Here is a 24,924-nt window from a genome sequence, read left to right on the forward strand (position 1 = left end):
CAGTCCGGTCACCAGCGAGCACGGCAATGGCGGGCAGTAGTGATAGAATGGGGCGCAACGGCGCCCCTTTCTTATGGTGGATGACATGCGTTTCAACTATTCCGACCTCAATCCCGACCTCATCATGGATGCGCTCGATCTCAGTGGCCTGCGGCTCGACTCCGGCCTTATCGAGCTCAACAGCTACGAAAACCGGGTCTACCAGTTTCAGGATGAGGATCGTCGCCGCTATGTGGTGAAGTTCTACCGTCCCGGCCGCTGGAGCCGGGCCCAGATCCTCGAGGAGCACGAGTTTGCCACCCGTCTCGCGGAGGCTGAGATCCCGGTCGCCGCACCGCTCGCCTTCGCGGGCGAGACCCTGCTGGAGCACGAGGGCTACCCCTTTGCCATCTGGCAGAGCGTCGGTGGCCGCCAGTTCGAGGTGGATAACCTCGATCAGCTGGAGTGGGTGGGGCGTTTCCTCGGTCGCATTCATCAGATCGGCGCCAGCAAGCCGTTTCACCATCGGGTGCGGCTCGATGTGGAGAGCATGCTGCATGAACCGCGTCAGCTGCTGGCGTCTGGCGAGTGGCTGCCAAGCGGGCTGGCGAAGCAATTCTTCGGGGTACTCGACGAGCTGATCAAGCATGTCAGCGACGCCATGACCCTGGATGTGGCGCAGATCTCCCTGCATGGCGACTGCCACCCGGGCAACATCCTCTGGCGCGATGGCCCCATGTTTGTCGACCTCGATGATTGCCGTACCGGCCCCGCGATTCAGGATCTCTGGATGATGCTCAGCGGCGAGCGCCATGAGCAGCAGATCCAGCTCGATACCCTGCTGGCGGGCTACGAGGAGTTTATGGAGTTCGACTCGCGGGAGCTGGCGCTGATCGAGCCGCTGCGGGCGATGCGCATCGTTCACTACATGGCCTGGCTGGCGCGGCGCTGGGAAGATCCCGCCTTCCCCCGTCACTTCCCCTGGTTCAATACCGATCACTACTGGCGTCAACAGATAGCGACACTGCACGATCAGCTGGAGGCACTCAAGGCGCCACCGTTGAGCCTTATGCCGGGGTGGTAACTTATCCGGCGGCCAGCAGATAGCCCCACCTTTGGCACGATCAGCTGGAAGTACTGAAGGCACCGCCGTTGAGCCTGATGCCAAACTGGTGAAATAGAAGGGATCTTGTGCGGCAAGGGGGACTCGATCTCCGGCCCTGACCATTGACGTCAGCATGGCGAAACAATAGGCTTGGCACTGCTTCGGTTCGCCGGGCGTGCCTCACAGTGACCCCTTAACAGGAAACATCATGAAAAAAGTTCTATTTTTCCTTGCTGCCATGCTGATGATCCCCATGGTTCACGCCGCCCCCGAGTTCAAGGAAGGCGTCAACTACGATGTGGTCAAACAGACTGGCACTGCCCAGCCGGAAGTGATGGAGTTTTTCTCCTACTACTGCCCGCACTGCGCTACCTTCGAACCGATCGTTGAACAGTTGAAGGCCGGGTTGCCAGAGGGTGTGCCCCTCAAGAAGAACCCGGTTGCTTTCCTCGGCCGCGAAATGGGCCCCGAGATGCAGCGTGCTTATGCCGTTGCCAGCCTGCTCAACGCCGAAGCCAAGCTGACTCCGGCCATCTTCACCAAGATCCACACCCAACGTCAGCCGCCGATGAGCCGTGACGATGTGAAGAAGATCTTCGTGGACAACGGCGTACCGGCTGAAGAGTTCGACGGCGCCGTCGACAGCTTCGCCGTCTCCGGCATGGTCTCCCAGTTCGATCGCAACACCGAGAGCTACAACATTCGCGGTGTACCGGCCTTCCTGGTGAACGGCAAGTACATGGTGAAGATTGAATCCATCACCTCTCAAGAGCAGTTCAACAAGCTGGTGCAGTTCCTGCTGGCCAAGAAAGACTGATACCCCTTGAGTCGATAAAAAAGCCCGCCGGTGCGAACCGGCGGGCTTTTTGTTTTCTGGTGCTCGGAAAGATCAGACCCCGACGTGGAACGCCTGTTTGAGGTTGCGGATAAACTCCGCATCCCGGCAGAGGGTCTTGCCCGGGCTATCGGAGATCTTGGCAACCGGGCCGCCATTGCACTCGATCAGCTTGAAGACGATGTTCATCGGGCTGACGCCGGGCAGATCGCAGGTGAGCTTGGTGCCGATGCCGAAACTGGTGTTGATGCGGCCACGGAAGTGACGGAACAGCTGCACCGCCTTGTCGAGATTGAGCCCGTCGGAGAAGACCAGGGTCTTGTCGGTGGGGTCGATGCCAAGGCGCTGATAGTGGCTGATCGCCTTCTCGCCCCACACCACGGGATCGCCGGAGTCGTGACGCAAGCCCTGATAGCTGCTGGCCAGCTCGAAGTCGAAGTCCCGCAGGAAGGCATCCATGGTGATGCAGTCGGTCAGGGCGATACCGAGATGGTCGGTGAACTCGTCCAGCCAGCTGGTGAGGGCAGCGCGCTGGCTGTGCTCCAGCGGGAAGCCGAGCTGCTGGTGCGCCTGGAACCACTCATGGGCCTGGGTGCCGACCGCGGGCAGCTTGTACTTCTGGGCCAGCATGTAGTTGCTGGTGCCGCGAAACGCCGGCAGCCGCTCCTTGAGACGACCCACTACCGCATCCTGTACCGCGTGAGAGAAGCGGCGGCGGGTGCCGAAGTCGATGAGGTTGAACTCGCTCATCTCGTCGTGGCTCAGCTCCTTCTCCAGCTTGTCGATCTTCTGATCGAGCCGCTCCAGCGCGTGGCTGACGCCGAACTGGGGGTAGCGGAAGCGGTTGCGCATCTCGCTGATGATGGCGAGCACCGGGATTTCCCACAGGATCACATCCTGCCAGGGGCCCTCGACCCGCACATTGATGCGGCCATCCTGCTCGAACACTTTGAGCAGCGAGGCGTCGAGTGGCTTGCGGCGCAGGTGGTCGAGGTAGTCAGGAGTGAAGAAGGGACGTTCGGCCAGAAAATCGAGCTCTGGCTTGGTCAGTCGCAGGGATCCGGCGAGGCGCAGTTGCTCCTCGATCTGCCCCATCATGGGCAGCAGATCCTCTTCATTGCGGCTGTGAAACTCGGCTACCACCTCGGCATCCGGATAGCGATGGAACACCGCCTGCTGCATATGCAGCTTGTAGGCATCGGTGTCGAGCAGGCTGGTGAGGATTGGAGGCATATCAGGCTCCTCGCAGACTGGTGAGCACGATGGTGCTCCCCTGCCGCATATGTAACGTGCAGGCATCGGTGTCGAGCAGGCTGGTAAGAATCGGTGGCATATCAGGCGTCCAGCAGGCGTTGTACATCGATCAGGGTCTGGGCCAGTTCGGCCCCTGCCTCAATCATCTGGGTGTGGGCGCTGGCAACCGTCGCGGGGGCGATGCCACGGCAGGCATCGAGATGGACGATCACCCGGAAACCGGCGCGGCGCAGTTGCAGCACGCTGGTTTTGACACAGTAGTCGGTGGCGAGGCCGCCGACCAGTACGGTATCGACCTTGCGGGCTTGCAGGAATTCGATGAGTCCGGTGCTGCGCCGTTCAGCCAGGTCGTGGAAGCAGGTGCCGTAGGGATGGAGATCCGGTTCGACCCCCTTCCAGACGAAGAAGTCATAGTCGATGGGGGCGGGCAGGCCGTCGAGCAGCTCGAAGCCCTTGCTGCCCGGAACGCAGTGCACCGGCCAGGTGAGGTCTGCGTTGGGCAGGTCCAGCGGCAACAGCATGCCTGCGGGGTCAGAAACGGCCCAGTCGGCATTGGCGGGGTGAGAGTCCTTGCTGCCGATCCGCAGCGTGGCGAGGGTGGCCTGAGCGTTTAGCGCAGCCACAATATCATCACCGCCCGCGACGGGCAGTTCGTTCGGGCAGAGGGGGGTAAAGCCCTTCTGCGCATCAATATCCAGGCTGGCGACGGTTCCCATGATTGGCTCCTGCACATACTATTCGTGTGATATTATCTACCAAACATTAATGGAAGGCGAGCAGGGCGATCGGCATGCTGAGAATGAGTCTGGATATGGTGGTGCTGCGGTTGCATGAGGAGCGGCTCGAGCTGCTCCTCGAGACCCGCGATCGCCCCCCCTTTGCCCACTGCTGGCAACTGCCGGCGCTGCGCATCGACGAGACCCGGGATCGGGATCTGGATGCCGCCCAGCGCCGTCTGCTGGCGGAGTGGGGGCTCGGTCACTGCTACAGCGAGCAGGTCTGCACCCTCGGCAATCTGGAGCGGGATCCCCGCGGCTGGTCCACGACCCTGGTCTATCTCTGTCTGGTCGATCCGGAAGTGGAGGCGATCCACGGCTGCTGGCATCCGCTCGCCAACCTGCCGGGGCTGAGCCTCGCCTTCGACCATGTCCAGCTCATCGCCAAGGGGCTGGAGCGGCTGCGGATCAAGAGCCGCTACAGCACCCTGCCGCTGCAACTGCTGGGGCCCGAGTTCACCCTCTCCGAGGTGCAGCGCGCCTTCGAAATCATCCTGCAAACACCCATGAATACGGCGGCATTTCGCAAGCGGATCCATCGCGCCGACATTCTGGTGGATACCGGTCGCAAGCGTACCGGCAAACAGCGTCCCGCCATCCTCTATCGGCTGGAGAGCCCCTGCTGCGTGATGTTCGATCAGGTGATGCATGGAGCGGAAGCATGAGTGAGACCGGCGTGCACAAGGTGCTGGTGAGTGCCTGCTTGCTGGGTCAGCCGGTGCGTTACGACGGTCAGAGCAAGGGGATTGTCAGCGACTGGCTGAGTGCGCTGGGTGCCGAGGGGCGGGCGCTGGCCTTCTGCCCCGAAGTGGCGGGCGGTCTGCCGACCCCGCGTCCTCCTGCCGAGCGGCAGGGCGAGCGTGTAGTGACGGCGAGCGGGCTGGATGTGACTGAAGAGTTTGATCGCGGCGCCGAGCTGGCGTTGGCTATTTGTCAGGCGCAGGGCATTCGCTTTGCGCTGCTGAAAGAGGGGAGCCCCTCATGTGGCAGCGGCCGTATCTATAACGGCCGCTTTGAGGGCATTTCTGTGGCGGGCGAGGGCAAGACCACCGCCCTGCTGCGCCGCCACGGGATTGCCGTTTTTTCCGAAGATCAGTTGGTCGAGTTGGCTTCTGCGCTCTCTTTGGATTCCTCCCCGGATTTGGCGGCAACCGGCAGCGGCGCCTGACCGCTCTGCCACCCCTCCAGCACCTCGTCCTTCTCCTGCCAGCGCTGGTTTAGCCACTCCTGAAAACCGCGCTTGAACTGCTTGTCGTTGAAGTAATCTCCTATCAGCTGCTCATTCACCGGCAGCTCCTCAATCCGCACCTGAATGCGTTTTACCCGCCCCATCAGGAAGTCCTTGAACGGGGTCTCGGAGTTGTCCGGATAGCGGATGGTGACGTTGATCAGGCTGTCGAACTGTTCGCCCATGGCTGCCAGCGTAAAGGCCAGCCCCGCCGCCTTGGGCGGCATCAGGTGACGATAGCGGGAGCGGGCCGCATCCCGTTTCTGCTCGGTGAAGCGGGTTCCTTCCACGAAGTTGATGACGGTAGTGGGGATGTGGCGAAACTTCTCGCAGGCGTTGCGGGTGGTCTCGATATCCTTGCCGCGCAGGTGCGGGTTCTTCAGCAAAAACTCCCGTGAGTAGCGACGCATAAAGGGCATATCGAGCCCCCAGCAGGCGAGCCCCAACAGCGGGATATAGATCAGCTCGTGCTTCATAAAGAACTTGGGCACCGGCAGCCGGTCGCGGAACAGGTGGCCGAGCACCACGATATCGGTCCAGCTCATATGGTTGCTGATGATGAGATACCAGCCATCCTTGCGCAGCTTGGTGCTGTCCTCCACCTGCCAGTCGATGCGGGTGGTGAGGCGGATCACCAGCGCATTGCAGGCCAGCCACAGGCGCATGAAGCGGTTGTTGAGGCGGCTGCAGGCGCGGCCAAAGGCCGGGATCGGCAGCAGCAGTTTGGCCAGCGACACCAGCAGGATCAGGCTGGCGCACAAGGCGGTGAAAAGGATGGTCAGGCCGGCGCTGATGATCAGCACCAGCGGGCCGGGAAGCAGGGATAGCATGAATGTTTACTGCGCCTTGGTTGCCAGCAGTTGGCTCAGGGTCTGGTCCTTTTCGTGCCAGATCCCGTTCAACCACTGTTGAAACTCTTGTTGGAACTCGGGGTCATTGAAGTAATCCCCCACCAGCTTGCGGTCGATCGGCAAATAGCGGACCTGAACCTTGATTTGCCCGACCCGGCCACACATGAAGTCCCAGTAGCTGGGGATGCCGTCCGGATAGGCGATGGTGACATCCACCAGTTGATGCAACTGATCACCCATAGCGGCCAGAGTAAAGGCGATGCCCCCCGCTTTCGGGAGCAGCAGATGACGATAGGGCGAGCCCTGCTTCTGATGCTTGCTGCCGGTGAAGCGGGTGCCTTCGACGAAGTTCATCACACTCACCGGAATGTGGCGGAACCTGGCGCAGGCCTTACGGGTCGTTTCAATGTCTTTTCCCTTCAGATGGGGATGTTTTTCCAGAAATTTTCTGGAATATCGCCGCATGAAGGGGAAGTCGAGCGCCCACCATGCCAGACCGAGAAAAGGTACCCAAATCAGCTCTTTCTTGAGGAAAAACTTCAGGAAGGGGATTTTTTGGTTAAAAACCCGCTGCAGTACCAGTATGTCGACCCAGGATTGATGGTTGGCAATCACCATATACCACTCATTCCGGCGCCCTTTGTCCACTCCGACCACCTCGAAAGGGGTTTTGATGATGGTTTTCTGGATCAGATTGTTGAAACCGATCCAGCAGCTGGCACAGCCATCCAGCAGCCAGTTGCAGAGGGTGCGCCACCCCTTGAGGGGGAGCAGGAGCTTGAGCAGACCCAGCGAGAAGATGGGGACAAACCAGAAGAGGGTGTTGAAAAAATAGAGCAGGGTGGAGAGGCTGCCGCGCAGTCGCTCTGTCAGCTTGTTGGGCATGAGTCGGGTCCGTCTTGCTGTCGATAAAGGGCCATCAAGTGGTCAGATCTGTGGCCATAATATCAGCCGATTGCCCGTGAGACCATTCAGAGCCGTTACGGGGGTTGGACTCACCCTTTTCCCTCCTGTCAGCTGCTGCGCAGTCGCGACAGCAGCCTGTCCATGGCGCGATAACCGAGCGCCTCGATAAGATGCTCCTTGCCGATGGCGGGTTGCCCGGCCAGATCTGCGATGGTGCGTGACACCCGCAGGATGCGATGCCAGGCCCGGATGCTGAGCCCCAGCTTCTGGATGGCGTTCTCCAAAAATTCGGCATCTTGCGCCGATAAGCGGCAAATATCCTCTATCTCACGGCTATCCAGTAGATTGTTGAGTTTGCCATTGCGGCTTAGCATGCGCTCACGCGCCGCCAGTACCCGATCGCGGATCTGCTGGCTAGACTCCCCCCGCTCTGCCTTGCCGGTCAGGCTCCCCTTGGGCAGCAGTGGCACCTCCACCGTCAGGTCAAAGCGGTCGAGAAAGGGGCCGGAGAGTTTGCCGAGGTAGCGCAGGATCTGATCCGGGCTGGAGCGGGTCTGGCCATCGCCATAGTGGCCGCAGGGGCTGGGGTTCATGGCGCCGACCAGCTGGAAGCGAGCGGGAAAATCCACCTGACGGGCGGCCCGACTGATGGTGATGTGGCCCGTCTCCAGCGGCTCGCGCAGGGAGTCGAGCACCTTGCGCTCGAATTCGGGCAGCTCGTCGAGAAACAGCACCCCGTTGTGGGCCAGCGAAATTTCGCCGGGCCGCGGGTGGCTGCCACCACCCACCAGCGCCACTGCGGAGGCACTGTGGTGGGGCGTGCGATAGGGTCTGTGGTGCCAGTGACCGGCGCGCGGTGTGAGGCCGCCGATGGAGTGGATGGCGGCGGTCTGCTGCGCTTCCTGCTCGCTCAGCGGCGGTAAGATGCCGGGCAGACGGCTCGCCAGCATGCTCTTGCCGGTGCCTGGCGGGCCGATGAACAGCAGGTTGTGACTGCCGGCGGCGGCGATCTCCAGCGCCCGCTTGGCCTGTGACTGGCCGATCACATCCTGCAGGTCCGGCACATCGGGCAGGTTCTCCGCGCTTTGGGGGGCCGGCAGGGGCAGTTCGTACTGGCCTGCCAGCCAGGCGGTGACGGCCAGCAACTGGTGGGCGGTGCGCACTTCGGCATCCTGAATGAGGGACGCTTCGGGGCCGTTCTCCCGCGGTACCAGCAGAGTGCGCCCCGCATCCCGGCAGGCGAGCACGGCGGGCAGCACCCCGAGCACAGGGCGGATCTCTCCGGTCAGGGCCAACTCCCCCAAAAATTCGTGATCGAGCAGGTATTTTGCGGGTATTTGTTTGGAAGCAGCGAGAATGCCGATAGCGATGGCCAGATCGAAGCGGCCCCCCTCCTTGGGCAGGTCGGCGGGGGCCAGATTGACGGTGATGTGTTTGCTCGGGAACTCGAAGTTGCCGTTGAGCAGGGCACTGCGGACCCGATCCCGCGACTCCTTCACCGAGGTTTCCGGCAGGCCGACCATGTTGAAGGCGGGCAGGCCGTTGGAGAGGTGAACTTCCACTGTAACTTGCGGGGCCGCGATCCCGAGGCTGGCACGGCTATAAACCACAGCTAATGACATAAATCCCGTCCTTGAGTTGATATATGTTCTGACTAACTGCTTATTGTTGGTTTTTTATTCCAAAGTTCCGGCTGAGGAATAGCCAAAATCAGTGGGTTGTCACAGAAAAAAGGCTTGCCCAATAAAAATCACCGTGCTAGTTCTAATAGCCATTCGCGGTAGAAACCGCCCCAATTTCACAGGATTTCCGGTTGTAACTATGAACATGGCCTCCCGTTTCGTCAGCATTATTGTGGTCCTAGTGGTGATTATTATCTCACCGCTCGGGGCTCGTTTAGCTGCACGGAACAAGGGATAGACCCACCACCGGACAGAACGAAACAAGCGACCCCCGAGCCTCACAGCTCGGGGGTTTTTTTTCGACCAAAGGACAGGATTTTCCACATGAATGGCGCGCAGTTTTTGGTACAGGCTCTCAAGAAACAGGGTGTGACCCAGGTGTTTGGTTACCCGGGCGGGGCCATCATGCCGGTCTACGATTCTCTGTATGACGGTGGTCTGGCCCATCAGCTCTGCCGCCACGAGCAGGGTGCCGCCATGGCCGCGGTCGGTTATGCTCGCGCCTCCGGTCAGGTGGGGGTCTGCATCGCTACTTCCGGCCCCGGCGCCACCAATCTGGTGACCGGTCTGGCAGAGGCGCTGCTCGATTCGGTGCCGCTGGTGGCCATCAGCGGTCAGGTGCCCTGTTCCGCCATCGGCACCGATGCGTTTCAGGAGGTCGACGTGCTCGGCATGTCCCTCTCCTGTACCAAGCACTCCTTCATGGTGACCGATGCCGCCGATCTGGGGCGTGTGCTGGCAGAAGCTTTCGCCATCGCCACCGAAGGTCGCCCCGGCCCTGTGCTGATCGATCTCCCCAAGGATGTGCAACTGGCCGCGGTGCCTGCCCAGAGCCCGCTGTTTGCAGTGGAAGAGCCGGAGGTGCTCAACCCCTCGGATCTGGCCGCAGCCCGCACCCTGCTGGCCGCAGCCGAGCGTCCGGTGCTCTACGTCGGTGGTGGAGTGGGCATGGCCAATGCCGAGCAGCAGCTGCGCGACTTTGCCGCCGTCACCGGCATGCCTGCGGTCACCACCCTCAAGGGGATCGGCGCGCTTGACCCCGACAGCCCCGTCTACCTCGGCATGCTCGGCATGCACGGCACCAAGGCGGCCAACTATGCGGTGCAGCAGTGCGACTTGCTGCTGGTAGTGGGCGCCCGTTTCGATGATCGGGTGACCGGCAAGCTGGAGGAGTTTGCCCCCGAGGCGAAAGTGATCCATCTCGATGTGGACGCTGCCGAGTTCGGCAAGCGCCGCGCCGCCGAGGTGGGGATCACCACGGATCTCAAACAGGTGCTGCCGCGCCTTGCAATGCCCCTCTCCATCGCCCCCTGGCGTGAACACTGCGCGAACATGGCCCGCGAATATGCATTTCGCTACGACCACCCGGGTCAGGCCATCTACGCCCCGGCCCTGCTCAAGCAGCTTTCTGCCAAGTTGTCGGAGAGCAGTGTGGTGGCCTGCGACGTGGGTCAGCATCAGATGTGGGTGGCCCAGCATATGCGCTTCACCAGCCCGCGCAACCACCTCTCCAGCGCCGGTCTCGGCACCATGGGGTTTGGTTTGCCCGCCGCCATCGGCGCCAAGATGTCGCGCCCGGAGGATGAAGTGGTGCTGGTGAGCGGTGATGGCTCTTTCATGATGAACGTGCAGGAGCTCGGCACCATCCGCCGGGCCCAGCTCAAGGTGAAGATGGTGCTGCTGGATAACCAGCGCCTCGGCATGGTGCGCCAGTGGCAGGAGCTGTTCTTCGACGGCCGCTACAGCGAGACCATCCTCTCCGACAACCCCGATTTCGTCGCCCTGGCTGCCGCCTTCGGCATTCCGGGCGAGACCATCACATGCAAGGAGCAGATAGCCGGCGCCCTCGATCGTCTGCTTGAGTGCGAAGGCGCCTATCTGCTGCATGTGGCTATTTCAGAGGAAGAAAACGTCTGGCCCCTGGTTCCGCCGGGAGTCGCCAACCACCAGATGATGGAGCAACGCCCATGAACCCGCACACCCTTGCACAACCAGCATTTGCACAACACACCCTGCATATCCACGCCCAGCCCAGACCCGAAGTGATGGAACGGGTGCTGCGGGTGGTGCGCCACCGCGGCTTCAATCTCTGCGCTCTGAACATGGAGCAGGATTGCCAACAGCTGCGGATCACGGTTACTGTCGAGTCGGTGCGTCCCATCCAGCAGTTGTGGAGCCAGCTGGTGAAGCTGGTGGACGTCTCCCGGGTCGATGCACTGGAACAGCAACCCCGGATCAGAGCTTAAGGAGCCAAGCCAATGTCACAGCCTTCCCAATCCGCCACTCACCCGCAATACATCTGGTTCAACGGCACACTGGTGCCCTGGCAGGATGCTCAGGTGCACGTGATGAGCCACGCCCTGCACTACGGCTCCTCGGTGTTTGAGGGTGTGCGTGCCTACGATACCCCCAAAGGCACCTGCATCTTCCGTCTGCAGGAGCACACCCGCCGCCTGTTCGACTCCGCCAAGATCTACTGGATGGACGTCCCCTACAGCGAGTCCGAAGTGAATGAAGCCTGCCGCACCGTGGTGCGCGAGAACGGCCTGAAGAGCGGCTACCTGCGCCCGCTGGCCTTTGTCGGCAACGTGGGGCTGGGGCTGCATCCGCCGCTGGATGCCAAGGCTGACCTGATGGTGGCGGCCCTGCCGTGGGGCGCCTATCTGGGGGAAGAGGGATTGAAAAACGGGGTGGATGTCTGTGTCACCTCGTGGAACCGGCTCGCTCCCAACACCATTCCCACCGGTGCCAAGGCGGGCGGCAACTATTTGTCATCCCAGCTGATCAGCCGCGAAGCCAAGCGCAACGGCTTCGCCGAAGGGCTGGCGCTGGATGTGAACGGCTATCTGAGCGAAGGGGCGGGGGAGAATCTGTTTCTGGTGAAGAACGGCGTACTGTTCACCCCGCCCGCTACCGCTGCCATCCTGCCCGGCATCACCCGCGACACCATCATGACGCTCGCGCGTGACTTGGGTTACGAGGTGCGCGAGCAGGCGCTGCCTCGCGAGGCGCTCTATGTGGCGGACGAGATCTTCATGACCGGCACCGCCGCCGAGGTGGCCCCGGTGCGCTCCGTCGATCGGATGAAGGTGGGCGCTGGCAGCCGTGGCCTGGTGACAGAGCAGCTGCAAAACGCCTTCTTCGGCCTGTTTAACGGCCAGACCGAGGACAAGTGGGGCTGGCTGACGCCCGTCAACGACTGATGAGAGAGGGGAGGCGTCATGCCTCCCCGAGTCGCTTCCGGTGAGCGCTTCCCTGAGGAGTCTTCACCAGGATCGATTCCGATCCACTCGTATCATCACCGCATAACGCATCGAGCCCATATGGGCATTCAGGGAGTAGAGACATGCCGAAGTTGAGATCCGCCACCACCACCCACGGACGTAACATGGCCGGGGCCCGCGCCCTGTGGCGTGCCACCGGAATGACCGATCAGGATTTCGGCAAACCCATCATCGCCGTGGTCAACTCCTTCACTCAGTTCGTGCCGGGCCACGTCCACCTCAAGGATCTGGGCCAGCTGGTGGCGCGCGAGATCGAAGCCGCGGGGGGCGTTGCCAAAGAGTTCAACACCATCGCTGTGGATGACGGCATCGCCATGGGCCACGGCGGCATGCTTTATTCCTTGCCATCGCGGGAGCTGATTGCCGATTCGGTGGAGTATATGGTCAACGCCCACTGCGCCGACGCCATGGTCTGCATCTCCAACTGCGACAAGATCACCCCGGGGATGCTGATGGCGGCCCTGCGCATCAACATCCCGGTGATCTTCGTCTCCGGCGGCCCGATGGAAGCGGGCAAGACCAAGCTCTCCGACCAGATCATCAAGCTGGATCTGGTGGACGCCATGATCCAGGGTGCCGATCCCAAGGTGTCTGATTCCCAGAGCGAACAGGTGGAGCGCAGCGCCTGCCCCACCTGCGGTTCCTGCTCCGGCATGTTTACCGCCAACTCCATGAACTGCCTGACCGAGGCGCTCGGCCTCTCCCAGCCGGGCAACGGCTCCATGCTGGCGACTCACGCCGATCGCGAGCAGCTGTTCAAGCTGGCGGGTCAGCGCATCGTGACGCTGGCCAAGCGCTGGTATGAGCAGGACGATGCCTCGGCACTGCCGCGCAACATCGCCACCAAGGCGGCGTTTGAGAATGCCATGGCGCTCGATATCGCCATGGGCGGCTCTACCAATACCGTGCTGCACCTGCTGGCGGCGGCGCAGGAGGCAGGTGTCGACTTCACCATGGCCGATATCGACCGCATGTCGCGCAAGGTGCCACAGCTCTGCAAGGTGGCACCCTCCACCCAGAAATACCATATGGAAGATGTGCACCGTGCCGGTGGCGTGGTCGCCATTCTGGGCCAGCTGGAAAAAGCGGGTCTGGTGCATGGGGATACCCGTACCGTGCTGGGTTGCTCCCTTGTCGAGCAGCTCGATGAATATGATGTCAGCCGTCAGCCGAGTCAGGAGGTGGTGGACTTCTACCGCGCAGGCCCGGCCGGCATCCGCACCACCAAGGCGTTCAGTCAGGATTGCCGCTGGCCGGAGTTGGATCTGGACAGAGTCGAAGGGTGCATCCGCTCGCTGGATAACGCCTATAGCCAGGAGGGTGGCCTCGCCGTGCTTTCCGGCAACCTCGCGGTCAATGGCGCCATCGTCAAGACCGCAGGCGTGGATGAGGAGAACCTCACCTTCCGTGGCCCGGCCCGGGTATTCGAGAGTCAGGAGAGCGCGGTGAACGGTATCCTCGATGGTACCGTGAAAGCAGGCGAAGTAGTGGTGATCCGCTACGAAGGGCCGAAAGGGGGGCCGGGCATGCAGGAGATGCTCTACCCCACAACCTATCTGAAATCTATGGGGCTCGGCAAGGCGTGTGCCCTGATCACCGATGGCCGCTTCTCCGGCGGTACCTCGGGTCTCTCCATCGGTCACGTCTCGCCGGAGGCTGCTTCCGGCGGCACCATAGGTCTGGTGGAGGATGGCGACATCATCAGCATCAACATCCCGGCCCGCAGCATGGTGCTGGAGGTGGCCGACAGCGTGCTGGCTGCCCGCCGCGTTGCCGTCGAGGCTCGGGGCTGGAAGCCGCTCGATCGTCAGCGTCAGGTCTCCTTTGCCCTGCGCGCCTACGCCATGTTCGCCACCAGCGCCGATAAAGGCGCGGTGCGCGATCGCTCAATGCTGGGGGAATAAATCATGGTCTCTGCGGCGGATTATCTACGCAAGGTGTTGCTCTCCCCCGTCTACGAGGCGGCGCGGGTCACCCCCTTGCAAACCCTGAAGAAACTCTCCGAGCGGCTCGGCAACCACGTCAGCCTGAAGCGGGAGGATCTGCAACCGGTCCACTCCTTCAAGCTGCGCGGCGCCTACCACAAGATCGCCACCCTGACCGAGGAGCAGAAAGCGCGCGGCGTTATCGCCGCCTCTGCAGGTAACCACGCGCAGGGGGTCGCCCTGTCGGCCGCCAAGCTCGGTATCAAGGCGATCATCGTGATGCCCAAGACCACGCCGGACATCAAGATCGATGCGGTGCGCCGGCAGGGCGGCAACGTCATGCTGTTTGGCAACAGCTTTGACGAGGCCTATGCCGAGAGCCGCCGCCTCGCCGAACTGGAGGGCTACACCCTGATCCCGCCGTTTGATGACGTCGAGGTGATCGCCGGGCAGGGCACCATCGGCAAGGAGCTGCTGGATCAGGACATTCACCTCACCCACGTCTTCGTGCCGGTAGGTGGCGGCGGTCTGGCCGCCGGGGTGGCGGTCTATATCAAACAGCTGCTGCCGGATGTGAAGGTGATCGGGGTGGAAGCGGAAGGCTCAGCCTGCCTCAAGGCGGCCATGGCAGCGGGCGAGCCGGTCAATCTGGAGCGGGTCTCGCTGTTTGCCGACGGGGTGGCGGTCAAGCGCATCGGTGAGGAGACCTTCCGCCTCTGCAACCAGTATCTGGACGAGGTGGTGACCGTCTCCAACGACCAGATCTGCGCCGCGTTGAAAGATATCTTCGACGACTGCCGCGCCATTGCCGAGCCGTCGGGGGCCCTGTCGCTGGCTGGCCTCAAGGCCTACAGCGAGCGGGAGCAGGTGAAAGGGGGGAGGATGGCGGCCATTCTGTCCGGCGCCAACGTCAACTTCCACAGCCTGCGCTATGTGTCGGAGCGCTGCGAGATTGGCGAGAAGCGCGAGGGCATGCTGGCGGTGACCATCCCCGAGCGCAAGGGGGCCTTCCTCGACTTCTGCCGTCAGCTCGGGCCGCGCATGGTGACCGAGTTCAACTATCGCTACGCCGATGCCGAGCAGGCGTCGCTGTTCGTCTCGGTGCGCCTCACCGGTGGTGATGAAGAGCTGGGCCAGATCATCGATCAGCTCGGCGGCAACGGCTATCCGGTGGTCAACATGACCGAGAGCGAGCTGGCCAAGAATCATGTGCGCTATATGATTGGCGGCCGCCCGGCCCGGCCCCTTGGTGAACGTCTCTACAGCTTCAAGTTTCCGGAGCAGCCGGGTGCCCTGATGCGCTTCCTCGAGACCTTGGGCTGTCGCTGGAACATCAGCCTGTTCCACTACCGCAACCACGGTGCCGACTACGGCCGGGTGCTCTGCGCCTTCGAGCTGCCGGACGAGGACGTGGCCGCCTTCCACGACTACCTGCGCGAGATTGGCTACGGCTGGAAAGAGGTGAGCGACGACCCCGCCTACCGGCTGTTCCTGGCCAGTTGATCAAGGGGGGCTTCAACAACTTATCAGGAGGGAGGCATTATGCCTCCCTTTTCTATTGCTGCGTGCGGATAGGTCCACTCCGTACGACGCAAGGTCATGGTTTAACTGGCAAAACAGTGTGAATAGGTACACAGGTGATTTTTACGCCGGATATTGCTGGCAAGCTCACACTCCTGATGGCTTGGTCATTTGAGGCTGCGTTCGGATGGGATACCCTGAATATCGGAGAGGCCGCCTGACGGCTTCACACAGGGAAAGTGCGCACTCAGGCGCCCATAACGACTTATTGCAGAGGCGAAAATATGAATAAATCCATGCTTGCCGTATTGGTCAGTGGTTTGCTGGCGGCCGGAGCCGTGCAGGCCGCCGCTCAGGACAATACCTGGTATGTCGGTGGCAAGGCCGGTTGGTCCAATTACTATGGCGTTGATTACAACCAACAAGTTAAGGATGTAGTCGATTTTGTATCACCCAGTGATAAACAAAGTGATCTCGGTTTGGGTGGTTTTGTCGGCTATCAGCTTAATCAGAACTTGGGTTTTGAGTTGGGTTATGACTGGCTTGGTAAGTATCAGCTTGATAAAACTGCGTCCTTGGGAACCCTGTCTGCCGGGTTGCACGGTGAAGCTAAAGCACAAATGATACAGGCCACCATGAAGATTAGTTTCCCTGCTATATCTGTATTGGATGTCTATGGTCGCTTGGGCGGCGCGTATGCCTGGACTGAGAGCTCTTATTCTGGTTGGTATAAAGATTCCGCTACCCCAGCCAACGATGTGTCATTTGACAATAATGGACACAAATACCATGGCGCTGCGTTTGTTGGTGCACTTGGTGTTGAATATGCCATCGACAAAGACTGGGCTGCTCGCCTTGAATACCAATACACCACCCCGTTGGGCAGTACATCTGAAGATCGTTCCGGTATAGAGATGGATAATGGTCTGCTCTCTGTTGGCATGCTCTATCGCTTCGGTCAGCAAGGTGGCGAGGTCGCTGCACCGGCGCCCGCTCCGGCAGCCGAACCGGCACCTGTAGCCGTGGTTGAGCCCAAGACCTTCAGTCTGAGTTCCGATGTGCTGTTCGAGTTCAACAAGGCGACCCTGAAACCGGCTGCCAATCAGGCGCTCGATGCCCTGTTCAGCCAGATTGTGGCGGCCAATCCGAAAGATGGTGTCGCAACTGTCATCGGTTATACCGACCGCATCGGTTCCGACAACTACAACCTGGCCCTCTCCGAGAAGCGGGCCCAGAGCGTGGCCAGCTATCTGGTATCCAAAGGCTTGTATGCCGACAAGGTACGGGTCGAGGGTCGTGGCAAGGCCAATCCGGTTACTGGCAACAACTGCGCCAGCCGCTCCAAGCAGGAGCTGATTGCCTGTCTGGCACCGGATCGCCGGGTGGAAATCCATCTGGAAGGGGTTTCCCAGCCTGTCCAATAAGCAGAGCGACGGGAGCAATAAATGTAAAAACGGGAGGCTTGGCCTCCCGTTTCTTATGGGGTGTTTACGATGTCGAGCCTCAGAGCCCGAACAGCGGGCGCAGGCGAATGCCGATCAGGCTGCCAGCGAGGGCCATCAGCATCCAGACCCAGCCGTGCAGGCTGCCAGAGGCGGTGCCATCGAAAAAGCCGCCGAGGTTGCAGGCGGCGTACATGGCGCCCATCCCCATCAACAGGCCGCCGATGATGGAGGCCAGACTGTTGCCGATCCGCATCGGGGCGAAGGTGCCGCCACCGCTCAAACAGCGCGCCAGCATGGCCCCCAGAATACCGAGCCAGAACATGCCGACCATGGGGTTGATAAAGAGCGGCTGGGCCAGTTTCGGGTTCCCCTCGAACAGGCCAAACAGGGAGGCACCGCGCAGCGCCATGTCATAGACGGCGCCGGTGATGGTCCAGGCCGAGCCGTGCAGAGCGACCACGGACGAGTTAAGCAGGGCGATGATGATGCCGCCGGTCAGCACGGTGAAGCGGCCATCGCGCCAGAACAGATTGCCGCCGCTGAAGAGGGGCTTGAGCTCGCCGGTGCGCTTGAGTTCGCTGTTGCGAAACAGCAGGAACAGCGCGGCGACCAGCGCCAGATTGAGCAGCATGCCGCTCCAGATATTGCCGGTCAGATCCCGGGCCAATACCACATGGCTGGAGAAGGTGGCCTCCAGTTCGGGGCGGAACTGGTTGCTGATGAGGGTGCCGATGCCGTAGCAGATCAGCACCAGCCAGAAGCGGGGTTGCCCCTCGCCGCAGCAGTAAAGAGTGCCGGTGGCGCAGACGCCAGCCAGCTGCATGCCGATGCCGAACAGGAAGGCACCGACGATGAAAGGAATGCCGATAGCCATCACGTTACCCACCATGGCATCGCCAAACAGGGCGTGACTAAAGGAGAGGAAGGTGGTGAACAGCAGAATTTCGATGGTGATGGTGAGCAGGTGAACCCGCACGTAGTAGCTGTTGCGCTTGGTCAGCATTTCGCGCCAACCGAATACGATGCCGAAGCGACTGAAGGAGAGGGTGAAGCCGAAGCCGAATCCGATCAGGGCCATCAGAGCCCATTTCATACCAAAGGTGTTGCCAAGCCAGAGTAACGCTCCCCCCGCGATTACCACGATGGGGAGCGACCATTTTCGAGTCATGTCAGTTGATCCTTGCAGTTGGTTTTCAGAGGGGCGGATCCTATTCCCTCATGGAGTCTAATGCTACCCATTTAACCAGTGCAGAGAAAAAGGGGAGCGCTGACTCCCGTCAGCGCCGGGGATCAATGGCGGGTGGTATCGAGATGGAAGTGGTGAGTCTGTCTGGTCAGGATACGGGCGTGCTGGGCGACCATGGTCGCCTCTTCGGCGGCCTGACTGGCGCTCTGGTTGGCCTCGGCCGCCAACCGCGACATCTCGCCGACCTGATGGTGGATCCCCTGCACCAGCCGGGTCTCATCGCTCATCAACTGATCGACCTGAGCGATGCGCTGGTTGATCTCCTCGCAGCTCTGCGCGATCCGGGCGACGCTCTGGCGCGCTGTCATCGTGTGAGTGACCGCCTGTTCGACCCGGGCCAGCTCGGTATCCATCTCGCTGGCGGCGCGCAGGCTGACATCCTGGATCTTGCCGATGATGGTGTTGATCTCGGTGGTGGCGCTGCCGGTGCGGGTCGCCAGCGAGCGCACTTCATCGGCTACCACGGCAAAACCGCGCCCTTGTTCACCTGCCCGCGCCGCTTCAATGGCGGCGTTCAGCGCCAGCAAATTGGTCTGCTCCGCAATATCGTGAATGGCGCCTGCCAGCCCGGCAATCTGCTGCGAGAGGCCAGCCAGATCCGAAATGGTATGGGAGACCTGCTTCACTCCCGTGACTTGTTCCCCGATCACCTGTTCCACGGTGTGGATGGCGAGTGTCGCCTCTTGTGCCCGCTCTGCTGACTGGAGGGTTTGCTCCCCTACCTGATGCAGCTGGCTACCCGCCTGTTCAATGGAGTGGGTGAGCTGTTCGATGGCCTGTTCGATATGGTGGGCTGCCCCGACCTGCGCCTGACTGTCATCGGTGTGCCGTTGTGCCATGGCGGTCAGGCTGGTGGCGCGATCATCCAGCGTACTGGCGCTGCGCTGCAGCGACTCCACCAGGGTTGCCAGTTGGTCACGCATGGCCCCGATCTGGCGGATCAGCTCGCCGATGGCATCAAGGCCCGGCTCCGGCATGGGGCGGTTCAACTCCCCTTCGGCGATGGCGGCGGTCGCCTTGCCAGCGGCCAGCAGCCGCTGTTGGGTGGGGCGTCCCAGCCAGAAGATGAGTCCGGCCCCTAGCAGTGCGGCGCACAACAGCAGGCCGTAGCAGAGTCGGGTGGTGTTGGCGAGATGGGCCATCTGCTCGGCGGCATACTCGTTGCCGCGGATGACGGTGGCGTCCACCCCTAGCCGGTGGGCGTTATAGAGGGTGTGCAGGCGCGCCGCAATCGCGCCCGCCTGCGCCAGATCCCCCGCCTTGATGGCGGGGACAAACTTGTCGTTGAGCAACTGCCAGAACAGCTCCCCCTGCACTTTTTGCTCCCCCAGCAGCAGCTCCCTGAGGGGCTCGTTCAGGCTGCTCTCTTGCCAGAAGCGGTTACGGCTCTCGAACTCTTGCTGCAGTCGGGCGAGGGTTTGCAGCAGGGCCTCCCGCTCTTCCGGTTTGGCATGGAGCAGGGTGTAGACCTGCAACTGGGATTCGATGAGGTAGAGGGGCGGCGGCAGAATATCGGCTACCACATCCTTCCCCTGTCCCATCTGATCGGCTGCGCTCCGGACCGAGTAAAGCCCGAAAAAGCTGATGGAGATCAGCGTGATAATGACCATGATCCCCAGAATCTGACCAAAAAGCAGGGATCTGTCGTGAATGTGCTTGAGCATGTTGCCTCCATTCGGCTCCGTTCATGGATAGCATAGCTCTCTGGCGGGATAGTGAGACTCGGATGTGGTCTGTTGATGGCGAGTCGGCTATGGAGAAGGGGAAGTCGCAGTCTGAAGGTCACTGGTGGCACGAAAAAGAACCCCGGCTGATGAGCCGGGGTCGATGGTGGTGAGGCGGTGTCAGGTTCGGCTTGGCGCGGCTTTGCCGCTGCGCAGCCCATCCAGACTGAACAGCACCAGCGCACTCCAGATGCAGGCAAAGGTGAGCAATTTGTCTATCGCCAGCGCTTCCCCATAGAGGGTGACCGCGAGGATGAACATCAGGCTGGGGCCTATGTACTGGAAGAAGCCCAGGGTGGAGAGCTTGAGCCTGGTCGCGGCGGCGGTGAAGCAGAGCAGGGGGGCCGTGGTGACGGCGCCTGCGGCGATCAGCAGCAGGTTGAGGTGCCAGTCGTTCTGGGTGAGATGGCTGGTGGGGCTGTCGGCAAAGCCCCACAGATAGATGGCCGCTGGCGGCAGCATGATCATGGTTTCGATCAGCAGACCGGTGAGGGCATCGAGGGCCAGTTTTTTGCGCACCAGCCCATAGATGGCAAAGCTCGACGCCAGCACCAGCGCAATCCAGGGCAAGGAGCCAAAGGCGATAAGCTGGATCGCCACCCCGGCAAAGGCCAGCGCCACTGCCCACCACTGCAGGCGGCGCAGCTTCTCGCTCAGAAACACCATTCCCAACAGTACATTGAACAATGGGTTGATGTAGTAGCCGAGGCTGGCATCCAACATGTGACCGTTGTTGATGGCCCAGATGAACAGCAGCCAGTTGCCGCCGACGGTAACCGAGGTAAACGCCAGGGTGAGCAACACTTTTGGCTGGCGCAGCACCGCCTGCACCTTGTGCCACTGGCGCCCTGCCAGGGTCAGTACCATCAGCAGCACGCAGGACCAGATCATCCTGTGTGTCAGGATCTCGGCGGCCGGGACGGCAGAGATGGTCTTGAAATAGATGGGGGCTATGCCCCAAAGGGTATAGGCGCACAGGGCGTAGATGACGCCCTGACGCTGGATCTGTTGCGGCATGCGGATGACCTTTACTGAAGCGTTGGATGCGGGAAAACATCGCAAAAAATCAGTGTAGCGATCCTTTTGCGGGGAAAGAAGCGAATAAGCGAAGTTTGAGGGAAAGGAGGTGTGTTGCTGGCCGATCAACCTTTACCGCGGCGGATCTTGTCGACGTCCATCAACAACCACAACATCAGGGCGATGGCGGAGATCCAGGGGCCCCAGGTCACGTAGGCCTCGCCGTGCCCCAGCACGAAGAACAGCAGGGGCAAACCGATCACCAGAAAAAGTACGCTTCCCAGAAAAAATAGCATTTTTGTCTTTATATTTAACATGTTGGCTTTTTTATCATTATAAGGATTGAGCCCGGTGATGGAAGGCCAAAAATGCAAAAGGGGGATTTCTCCCCCTTTTTGATCCGATACTGCTGCTTTGTCGTGTTATTCCAGCTGAATCCAGGTGCTTTTCAGCTCGGTGTACTTCTCCAGCGCATGAAGTGACTTGTCGCGACCGTTGCCGGACTGTTTGAAGCCGCCAAATGGCATGGTCATGTCACCACCGTCCCAGTTGTTGACGAACACGGTACCGGCGCGCAGGGCGCGGGAGCCCTTCACCGCCTTGTTGAGATCCGCCGTCCAGATCGCCGCCGCCAGGCCGTAGTCGGTGTCGTTGCCCAGCGCAATGGCCTCTTCCAGCGTATCGAAGCCGGTCACCGCCAGCACAGGGCCGAAGATCTCCTCGCGAAAGATGCGCATCTGCGGGGTTACGTCGTCAAAGATGGTGGGTTCGATATAGAAGCCGCCACTCTCCATATTGGTGCGGTTGCCGCCCAGCAGCAGTTTGGCCCCCTCCTGCTTGCCAATCTCGATATAGCGCAGCACCTGCTCCATCTGGATGTGATCCACCATGGCGCCGATGCGGGTCGCAGGGTCGAGCGGGTTGGCCGAGATCCACTCGCGGGCATGGGCCAGCAGTCGCTCCATAAATTGCGGTTTGATGCTGTTTTGCACCAGCAGGCGGGAGGCGGCGGTGCATACTTCGCCCTGGTTGTAGAAGATAGCGCCAGCGGCGCTCTTGGCCGCGGCGTCCAGATCCGGCGCATCCGCCAGTATGATGTTGGGGCTCTTGCCGCCGCACTCCATAAAGGCTCGCTTGAGGTTGGACTTGCCGGAGCACTCCACCAGATGTTTGCCGATCTTGGTGGAGCCGGTGAAGGTGATGCAGTCCACATCCATATGCATGGCCAGCGCCTCGCCCACGGTGTGGCCAAAGCCCGGCAGCACATTGAACACGCCGTCCGGAATACCCGCCTCCTTGGCCAGACCGGCGATACGCAGGGCGGTCAGAGGGGATTTTTCGGAAGGCTTGAGAATGACCGAGTTGCCGGTAGCGAGCGCCGGGCCCAGCTTCCAGCAGGCCATCACCAGCGGGAAGTTCCATGGCACGATGGCGGCAACCACCCCGAGCGCTTCGCGGGTCACCAGCGCCAATGCTGACTCCTCCACCGGGGCGACCTGATCGTAGATCTTGTCGATCGCTTCGGCGTTCCAGGCGATGCAGTTGGCGGCGGCGGGGGCGTCATAGCCCATGGCATCGCCGATGGGTTTGCCCATATCCAGCGACTCCAGCAGCGCCAGCTCAACCTTGTTGAGGCGCATCAGTTCGGCGAAACGCTGCATGATCTGCTTGCGCTGTTTCGGCGGCAGGCCGCTCCAACGCTTGTCGTTGAAGGCGTCACGCGCAGCCTGTACCGCCAGTTCGGCATCGGCGGCATCGCAGGCTGCTACCTTGGTCAGCAGCTTGCCGTTGGCCGGGTTGATGCAATCGAAGGTGGCGCCATTGACGGCATCCCGATAGCTGCCGTTGATAAAGGCTTGCGAGGGCAGGGTCAGATGGGAGGCCTTGTGTTGCCACTGGGCCAGGGTCAGGTCACTCATGTTCACTCCTTGAACCGGCAAAAGTCAGTTTCCGCGTATCAATATGCTAAACATCCTGCCGCTTGTAAATCCACTTTGTAACAATTCATTAAACATTGCCCCCCTGCCGATGCACCTCTGAATGTCAGAAACTGGCGGGGGTGTTGGCCGAGATCAGCACGCACTCCTGCTCGCCACTATTGCGAAAACGGTGGGGGGTGCGGCTGTCGAAGTAGTAGCCATCCCCGGCGCCCAGCAGGTAGATCTGCTCGCCCACGGTCACTTCAACTTCGCCCTTGATGACGATGCCGCACTCTTCACCCTCGTGGCTCAGCATGTCGTCGCCGGTGTCGGCGCCCGGTGGCAGCACCTCCTGCAACATGCCGATGGCGCGGTTGGCGCGGCTGTGCCCGACCAGCCGGTAGCTGATGGGATGCGTGCCGAGATCCGGCATATCGGCGGCGCGGAAGATCACTTCGGTGCCCATTTCAGTCTCTTCGGTGAAGAAGCTGGCCAGCGACATGGGGATGCCTTCTAGCACCTTGCGCAGGGAGGCGACAGAGGGGCTCACCTGATTTTTCTCGATCTGGGAGATAAATCCGTTGGTCACACCGGAGCGCTTGGCCAGCTCGCGCTGGGAGAGGGCTGCCTTGGTGCGAACCGCCTTGAGGCGGTGACCGATATCCATCTATAGACACTCCTTGACTGTTTACTATTATTAAAATTGTGTTAAATATCTTATACCACCCTGCTGATGCGTCTAGCTAGGGGTGGCACCAGACAGGGCGATAACGGGCCCTTTTTTATGGATTCAGGTGTTTAATTTAATAGGCATTGGCCGACAGTTGCTAAACACCTTAAGGATGAGGTGACCATGAAACCGATCAGCGACATCAATACGCCCTCCGACATGTCCGCGTTCTGGATGCCGTTCACCGCCAACCAGCAGTTTAAGGCGGCGCCGCGTATCCTGAAGTCGGCAGAGGGGATGTATTATCACTCAGAGGATGGCCGCAAGATACTGGATGGCACAGCCGGACTCTGGTGTTGCAACGCGGGCCATGGTCGGCGCGAGATTGCCGAGGCGGTCTCCCAGCAGATTTCCCACCTCGATTTTGCCCCCACATTCCAGATGGGTCACCCCCTGCCGTTTGAGCTGGCCAACCGGCTGGTGGAGATCGCCCCCAAGGGGTTTGGCCACGTTTTCTATACCAACTCGGGTTCCGAGTCGGTCGATACCGCGCTCAAAATCGCGCTGGCCTGGCAGCGGGCTCGCGGTCAGGGCTCCCGCACCCGGCTGATTGGCCGCGAGCGTGGCTATCACGGGGTCGGCTTTGGCGGCATCTCGGTGGGGGGGATTCCCGGCAACCGCAAGTGGTTCGGCTCCCTGCTGACCGGGGTGGATCATCTGCCCCATACCCTCAATATCGCCAAAAATGCCTTCACCAAAGGGCTGCCCGAGGAGGATCTGGCGCTGGCCGACGAGCTGGAGAAGATCGTCTTTCTGCACGATGCCAGCAATATCGCGGCGGTGATCGTCGAGCCCATCGCTGGCAGTACTGGCGTGCTGATGCCCCCCAAAGGCTACCTCAAGCGGCTGCGGGAGATCTGCACCAAGCACGGCATCTTGCTGATTTTTGACGAGGTGATCACCGGTTTCGGTCGCCTCGGCTCCCCCTTCGCCGCCCAGGAGTTCGATGTCATCCCCGACATGATCACTTGCGCCAAGGGGCTGACCAACGGTGCCATCCCCATGGGCGCGGTGCTGGTGCAGAAGCACATTTATGACGACATGATGGCGGCAGGCAAGGGGGCCATCGAGCTGTTCCACGGCTACACCTACTCCGGCCATCCGGTGGCTGCGGCTGCAGGGCTCGCGACCCTGGAGATCTATCGCAACGAAAACCTGCTCAGCCGCGCCGCCGATCTGGCGGGCTACTGGGAGGAGGCGGCCCATTCGCTGAAGGGCTGCAAGTATGTGAAGGATGTGCGCAACTACGGGCTGGTGGCGGGCATCGAGCTGGAATCCATGCCGGATGCGCCGGGCAAGCGCGCCTACGAGGTGTTTGTCCGCTGCTTCGAGAAGGGGGCATTGATCCGGGTGACCGGCGATATCATCGCTCTGTCGCCACCTCTCATTATCGAGCGCAGCCGGATCGACGATCTCTTCACCCTGCTGCAGGATGCCCTGCAGGCCCAACCCTAACCCATTTGATGGCCCCGCACTGGCGGGGCCTTGCGTTGTTTT

The 24,924-nt window shown here is 61.2% G+C and carries 22 protein-coding genes; 11 read left to right on the plus strand and 11 right to left on the minus strand.

Going from position 1 to position 24,924, the window contains the following annotated elements:
* Positions 1–73 precede the first annotated feature (73 nt).
* Both AB5Y97_RS19035 and AB5Y97_RS19040 read left to right on the plus strand, forming a co-directional pair.
* Positions 74–1,063, plus strand: coding sequence for a serine/threonine protein kinase (locus tag AB5Y97_RS19035; protein WP_040067643.1), 990 nt, complete (start codon positions 74–76; stop codon positions 1,061–1,063).
* 229 nt (positions 1,064–1,292) lie between these two features.
* The gene (locus AB5Y97_RS19040; protein ID WP_075116070.1) at positions 1,293–1,901 is read left to right on the plus strand and encodes a thiol:disulfide interchange protein DsbA/DsbL; all 609 of its coding nucleotides are present in this window, start codon (positions 1,293–1,295) and stop codon (positions 1,899–1,901) included.
* A gap of 72 nt (positions 1,902–1,973) precedes the next feature.
* Here AB5Y97_RS19040 and pncB read toward each other — a convergent pair whose 3' ends face one another.
* Together pncB and AB5Y97_RS19050 are read right to left on the minus strand one after the other, a co-directional pair.
* A complete protein-coding gene (gene pncB / locus AB5Y97_RS19045; protein WP_368158769.1) occupies positions 1,974–3,152 on the minus strand; it encodes a nicotinate phosphoribosyltransferase in 1,179 nt (392 codons plus the stop codon).
* Positions 3,153–3,253: 101 nt separating this feature from the next.
* Positions 3,254–3,889 carry a nicotinamidase gene (locus tag AB5Y97_RS19050; RefSeq protein ID WP_005357452.1) on the minus strand — a complete coding sequence of 212 codons (636 nt, stop codon included), beginning with the start codon at positions 3,887–3,889 and terminating at the stop codon, positions 3,254–3,256.
* A gap of 74 nt (positions 3,890–3,963) precedes the next feature.
* Here AB5Y97_RS19050 and AB5Y97_RS19055 point away from each other — a divergent pair, with 74 nt between their 5' ends.
* Both AB5Y97_RS19055 and AB5Y97_RS19060 read left to right on the plus strand, forming a co-directional pair.
* Positions 3,964–4,614, plus strand: coding sequence for a DNA mismatch repair protein MutT (locus AB5Y97_RS19055; RefSeq protein WP_005339607.1), 651 nt, complete (start codon positions 3,964–3,966; stop codon positions 4,612–4,614).
* Positions 4,611–5,117, plus strand: a complete 507-nt coding sequence (locus AB5Y97_RS19060) for a DUF523 domain-containing protein (protein ID WP_201947295.1) — start codon at positions 4,611–4,613, stop codon at positions 5,115–5,117. Before AB5Y97_RS19055 ends, AB5Y97_RS19060 begins: the two co-directional genes overlap by 4 nt.
* Here the strand turns inward: AB5Y97_RS19060 and AB5Y97_RS19065 are convergent.
* The 3 genes from AB5Y97_RS19065 to AB5Y97_RS19075 all read right to left on the minus strand — a co-directional run bounded on the left by AB5Y97_RS19065 (position 5,042) and on the right by AB5Y97_RS19075 (position 8,556).
* On the minus strand, positions 5,042–6,007 hold the full coding sequence (locus tag AB5Y97_RS19065) for an acyltransferase (RefSeq protein WP_201947297.1): 966 nt from the start codon (positions 6,005–6,007) through the stop codon (positions 5,042–5,044). The genes AB5Y97_RS19060 and AB5Y97_RS19065 overlap by 76 nt on opposite strands.
* A gap of 6 nt (positions 6,008–6,013) precedes the next feature.
* Positions 6,014–6,913, minus strand: coding sequence for an acyltransferase (locus AB5Y97_RS19070; protein ID WP_043823224.1), 900 nt, complete (start codon positions 6,911–6,913; stop codon positions 6,014–6,016).
* A gap of 128 nt (positions 6,914–7,041) precedes the next feature.
* Entirely contained in the window at positions 7,042–8,556 is a 1,515-nt protein-coding gene (locus AB5Y97_RS19075) for a YifB family Mg chelatase-like AAA ATPase (protein WP_201947299.1), read from the minus strand.
* A 384-nt stretch (positions 8,557–8,940) separates the two neighbouring features.
* Here AB5Y97_RS19075 and ilvG point away from each other — a divergent pair, with 384 nt between their 5' ends.
* The 6 genes from ilvG (at position 8,941) to ompA (ending at position 16,770) form a co-directional block, all read left to right on the plus strand.
* The gene (ilvG, locus tag AB5Y97_RS19080; protein ID WP_201947301.1) at positions 8,941–10,587 is read left to right on the plus strand and encodes an acetolactate synthase 2 catalytic subunit; all 1,647 of its coding nucleotides are present in this window, start codon (positions 8,941–8,943) and stop codon (positions 10,585–10,587) included.
* A complete protein-coding gene (gene ilvM, locus AB5Y97_RS19085; protein WP_005342011.1) occupies positions 10,584–10,862 on the plus strand; it encodes an acetolactate synthase 2 small subunit in 279 nt (92 codons plus the stop codon). The genes ilvG and ilvM overlap by 4 nt, the downstream gene beginning before the upstream one ends.
* Positions 10,863–10,874: 12 nt before the next feature.
* A complete protein-coding gene (locus AB5Y97_RS19090; protein WP_368158772.1) occupies positions 10,875–11,819 on the plus strand; it encodes a branched-chain amino acid transaminase in 945 nt (314 codons plus the stop codon).
* A gap of 143 nt (positions 11,820–11,962) precedes the next feature.
* Entirely contained in the window at positions 11,963–13,804 is a 1,842-nt protein-coding gene (gene ilvD, locus AB5Y97_RS19095; RefSeq protein WP_368158774.1) for a dihydroxy-acid dehydratase, read from the plus strand.
* Between the two features lie 3 nt (positions 13,805–13,807).
* Entirely contained in the window at positions 13,808–15,328 is a 1,521-nt protein-coding gene (ilvA, locus tag AB5Y97_RS19100; protein ID WP_368158776.1) for a threonine ammonia-lyase, biosynthetic, read from the plus strand.
* A 302-nt stretch (positions 15,329–15,630) separates the two neighbouring features.
* Positions 15,631–16,770, plus strand: coding sequence for a porin OmpA (ompA, locus tag AB5Y97_RS19105; protein WP_368158778.1), 1,140 nt, complete (start codon positions 15,631–15,633; stop codon positions 16,768–16,770).
* 79 nt (positions 16,771–16,849) lie between these two features.
* Here the strand turns inward: ompA and AB5Y97_RS19110 are convergent, their stop codons facing one another.
* The 6 genes from AB5Y97_RS19110 to AB5Y97_RS19135 form a co-directional block, all read right to left on the minus strand.
* Positions 16,850–17,959 (minus strand): YeeE/YedE thiosulfate transporter family protein, encoded by a 1,110-nt coding sequence (locus tag AB5Y97_RS19110; protein ID WP_240533661.1) that lies wholly within the window; start codon positions 17,957–17,959, stop codon positions 16,850–16,852.
* A 122-nt stretch (positions 17,960–18,081) separates the two neighbouring features.
* A complete protein-coding gene (locus AB5Y97_RS19115) occupies positions 18,082–19,701 on the minus strand; it encodes a methyl-accepting chemotaxis protein (RefSeq protein ID WP_368158780.1) in 1,620 nt (539 codons plus the stop codon).
* Positions 19,702–19,881: 180 nt separating this feature from the next.
* A complete protein-coding gene (gene rarD / locus AB5Y97_RS19120) occupies positions 19,882–20,778 on the minus strand; it encodes an EamA family transporter RarD (protein ID WP_201988077.1) in 897 nt (298 codons plus the stop codon).
* Positions 20,779–20,903: 125 nt separating this feature from the next.
* A complete protein-coding gene (locus tag AB5Y97_RS19125) occupies positions 20,904–21,074 on the minus strand; it encodes a hypothetical protein (RefSeq protein WP_005341999.1) in 171 nt (56 codons plus the stop codon).
* Positions 21,075–21,200: 126 nt separating this feature from the next.
* Positions 21,201–22,697 carry an aldehyde dehydrogenase gene (locus AB5Y97_RS19130; RefSeq protein WP_069555595.1) on the minus strand — a complete coding sequence of 499 codons (1,497 nt, stop codon included), beginning with the start codon at positions 22,695–22,697 and terminating at the stop codon, positions 21,201–21,203.
* A gap of 124 nt (positions 22,698–22,821) precedes the next feature.
* Positions 22,822–23,364, minus strand: a complete 543-nt coding sequence (locus tag AB5Y97_RS19135; RefSeq protein ID WP_005339643.1) for a cupin domain-containing protein — start codon at positions 23,362–23,364, stop codon at positions 22,822–22,824.
* A 186-nt stretch (positions 23,365–23,550) separates the two neighbouring features.
* Here AB5Y97_RS19135 and AB5Y97_RS19140 point away from each other — a divergent pair, with 186 nt between their 5' ends.
* Positions 23,551–24,882: an aspartate aminotransferase family protein gene (locus AB5Y97_RS19140; protein WP_368158783.1), complete on the plus strand. Its 1,332-nt coding sequence runs from the start codon at positions 23,551–23,553 to the stop codon at positions 24,880–24,882.
* Positions 24,883–24,924: the final 42 nt, after the last annotated feature.

Origin of the sequence: Aeromonas sp. R10-2 (genome assembly GCF_040908445.1) — a bacterium.
In the GTDB taxonomy this organism is placed as follows: Bacteria; Pseudomonadota; Gammaproteobacteria; order Enterobacterales; family Aeromonadaceae; genus Aeromonas; species Aeromonas veronii.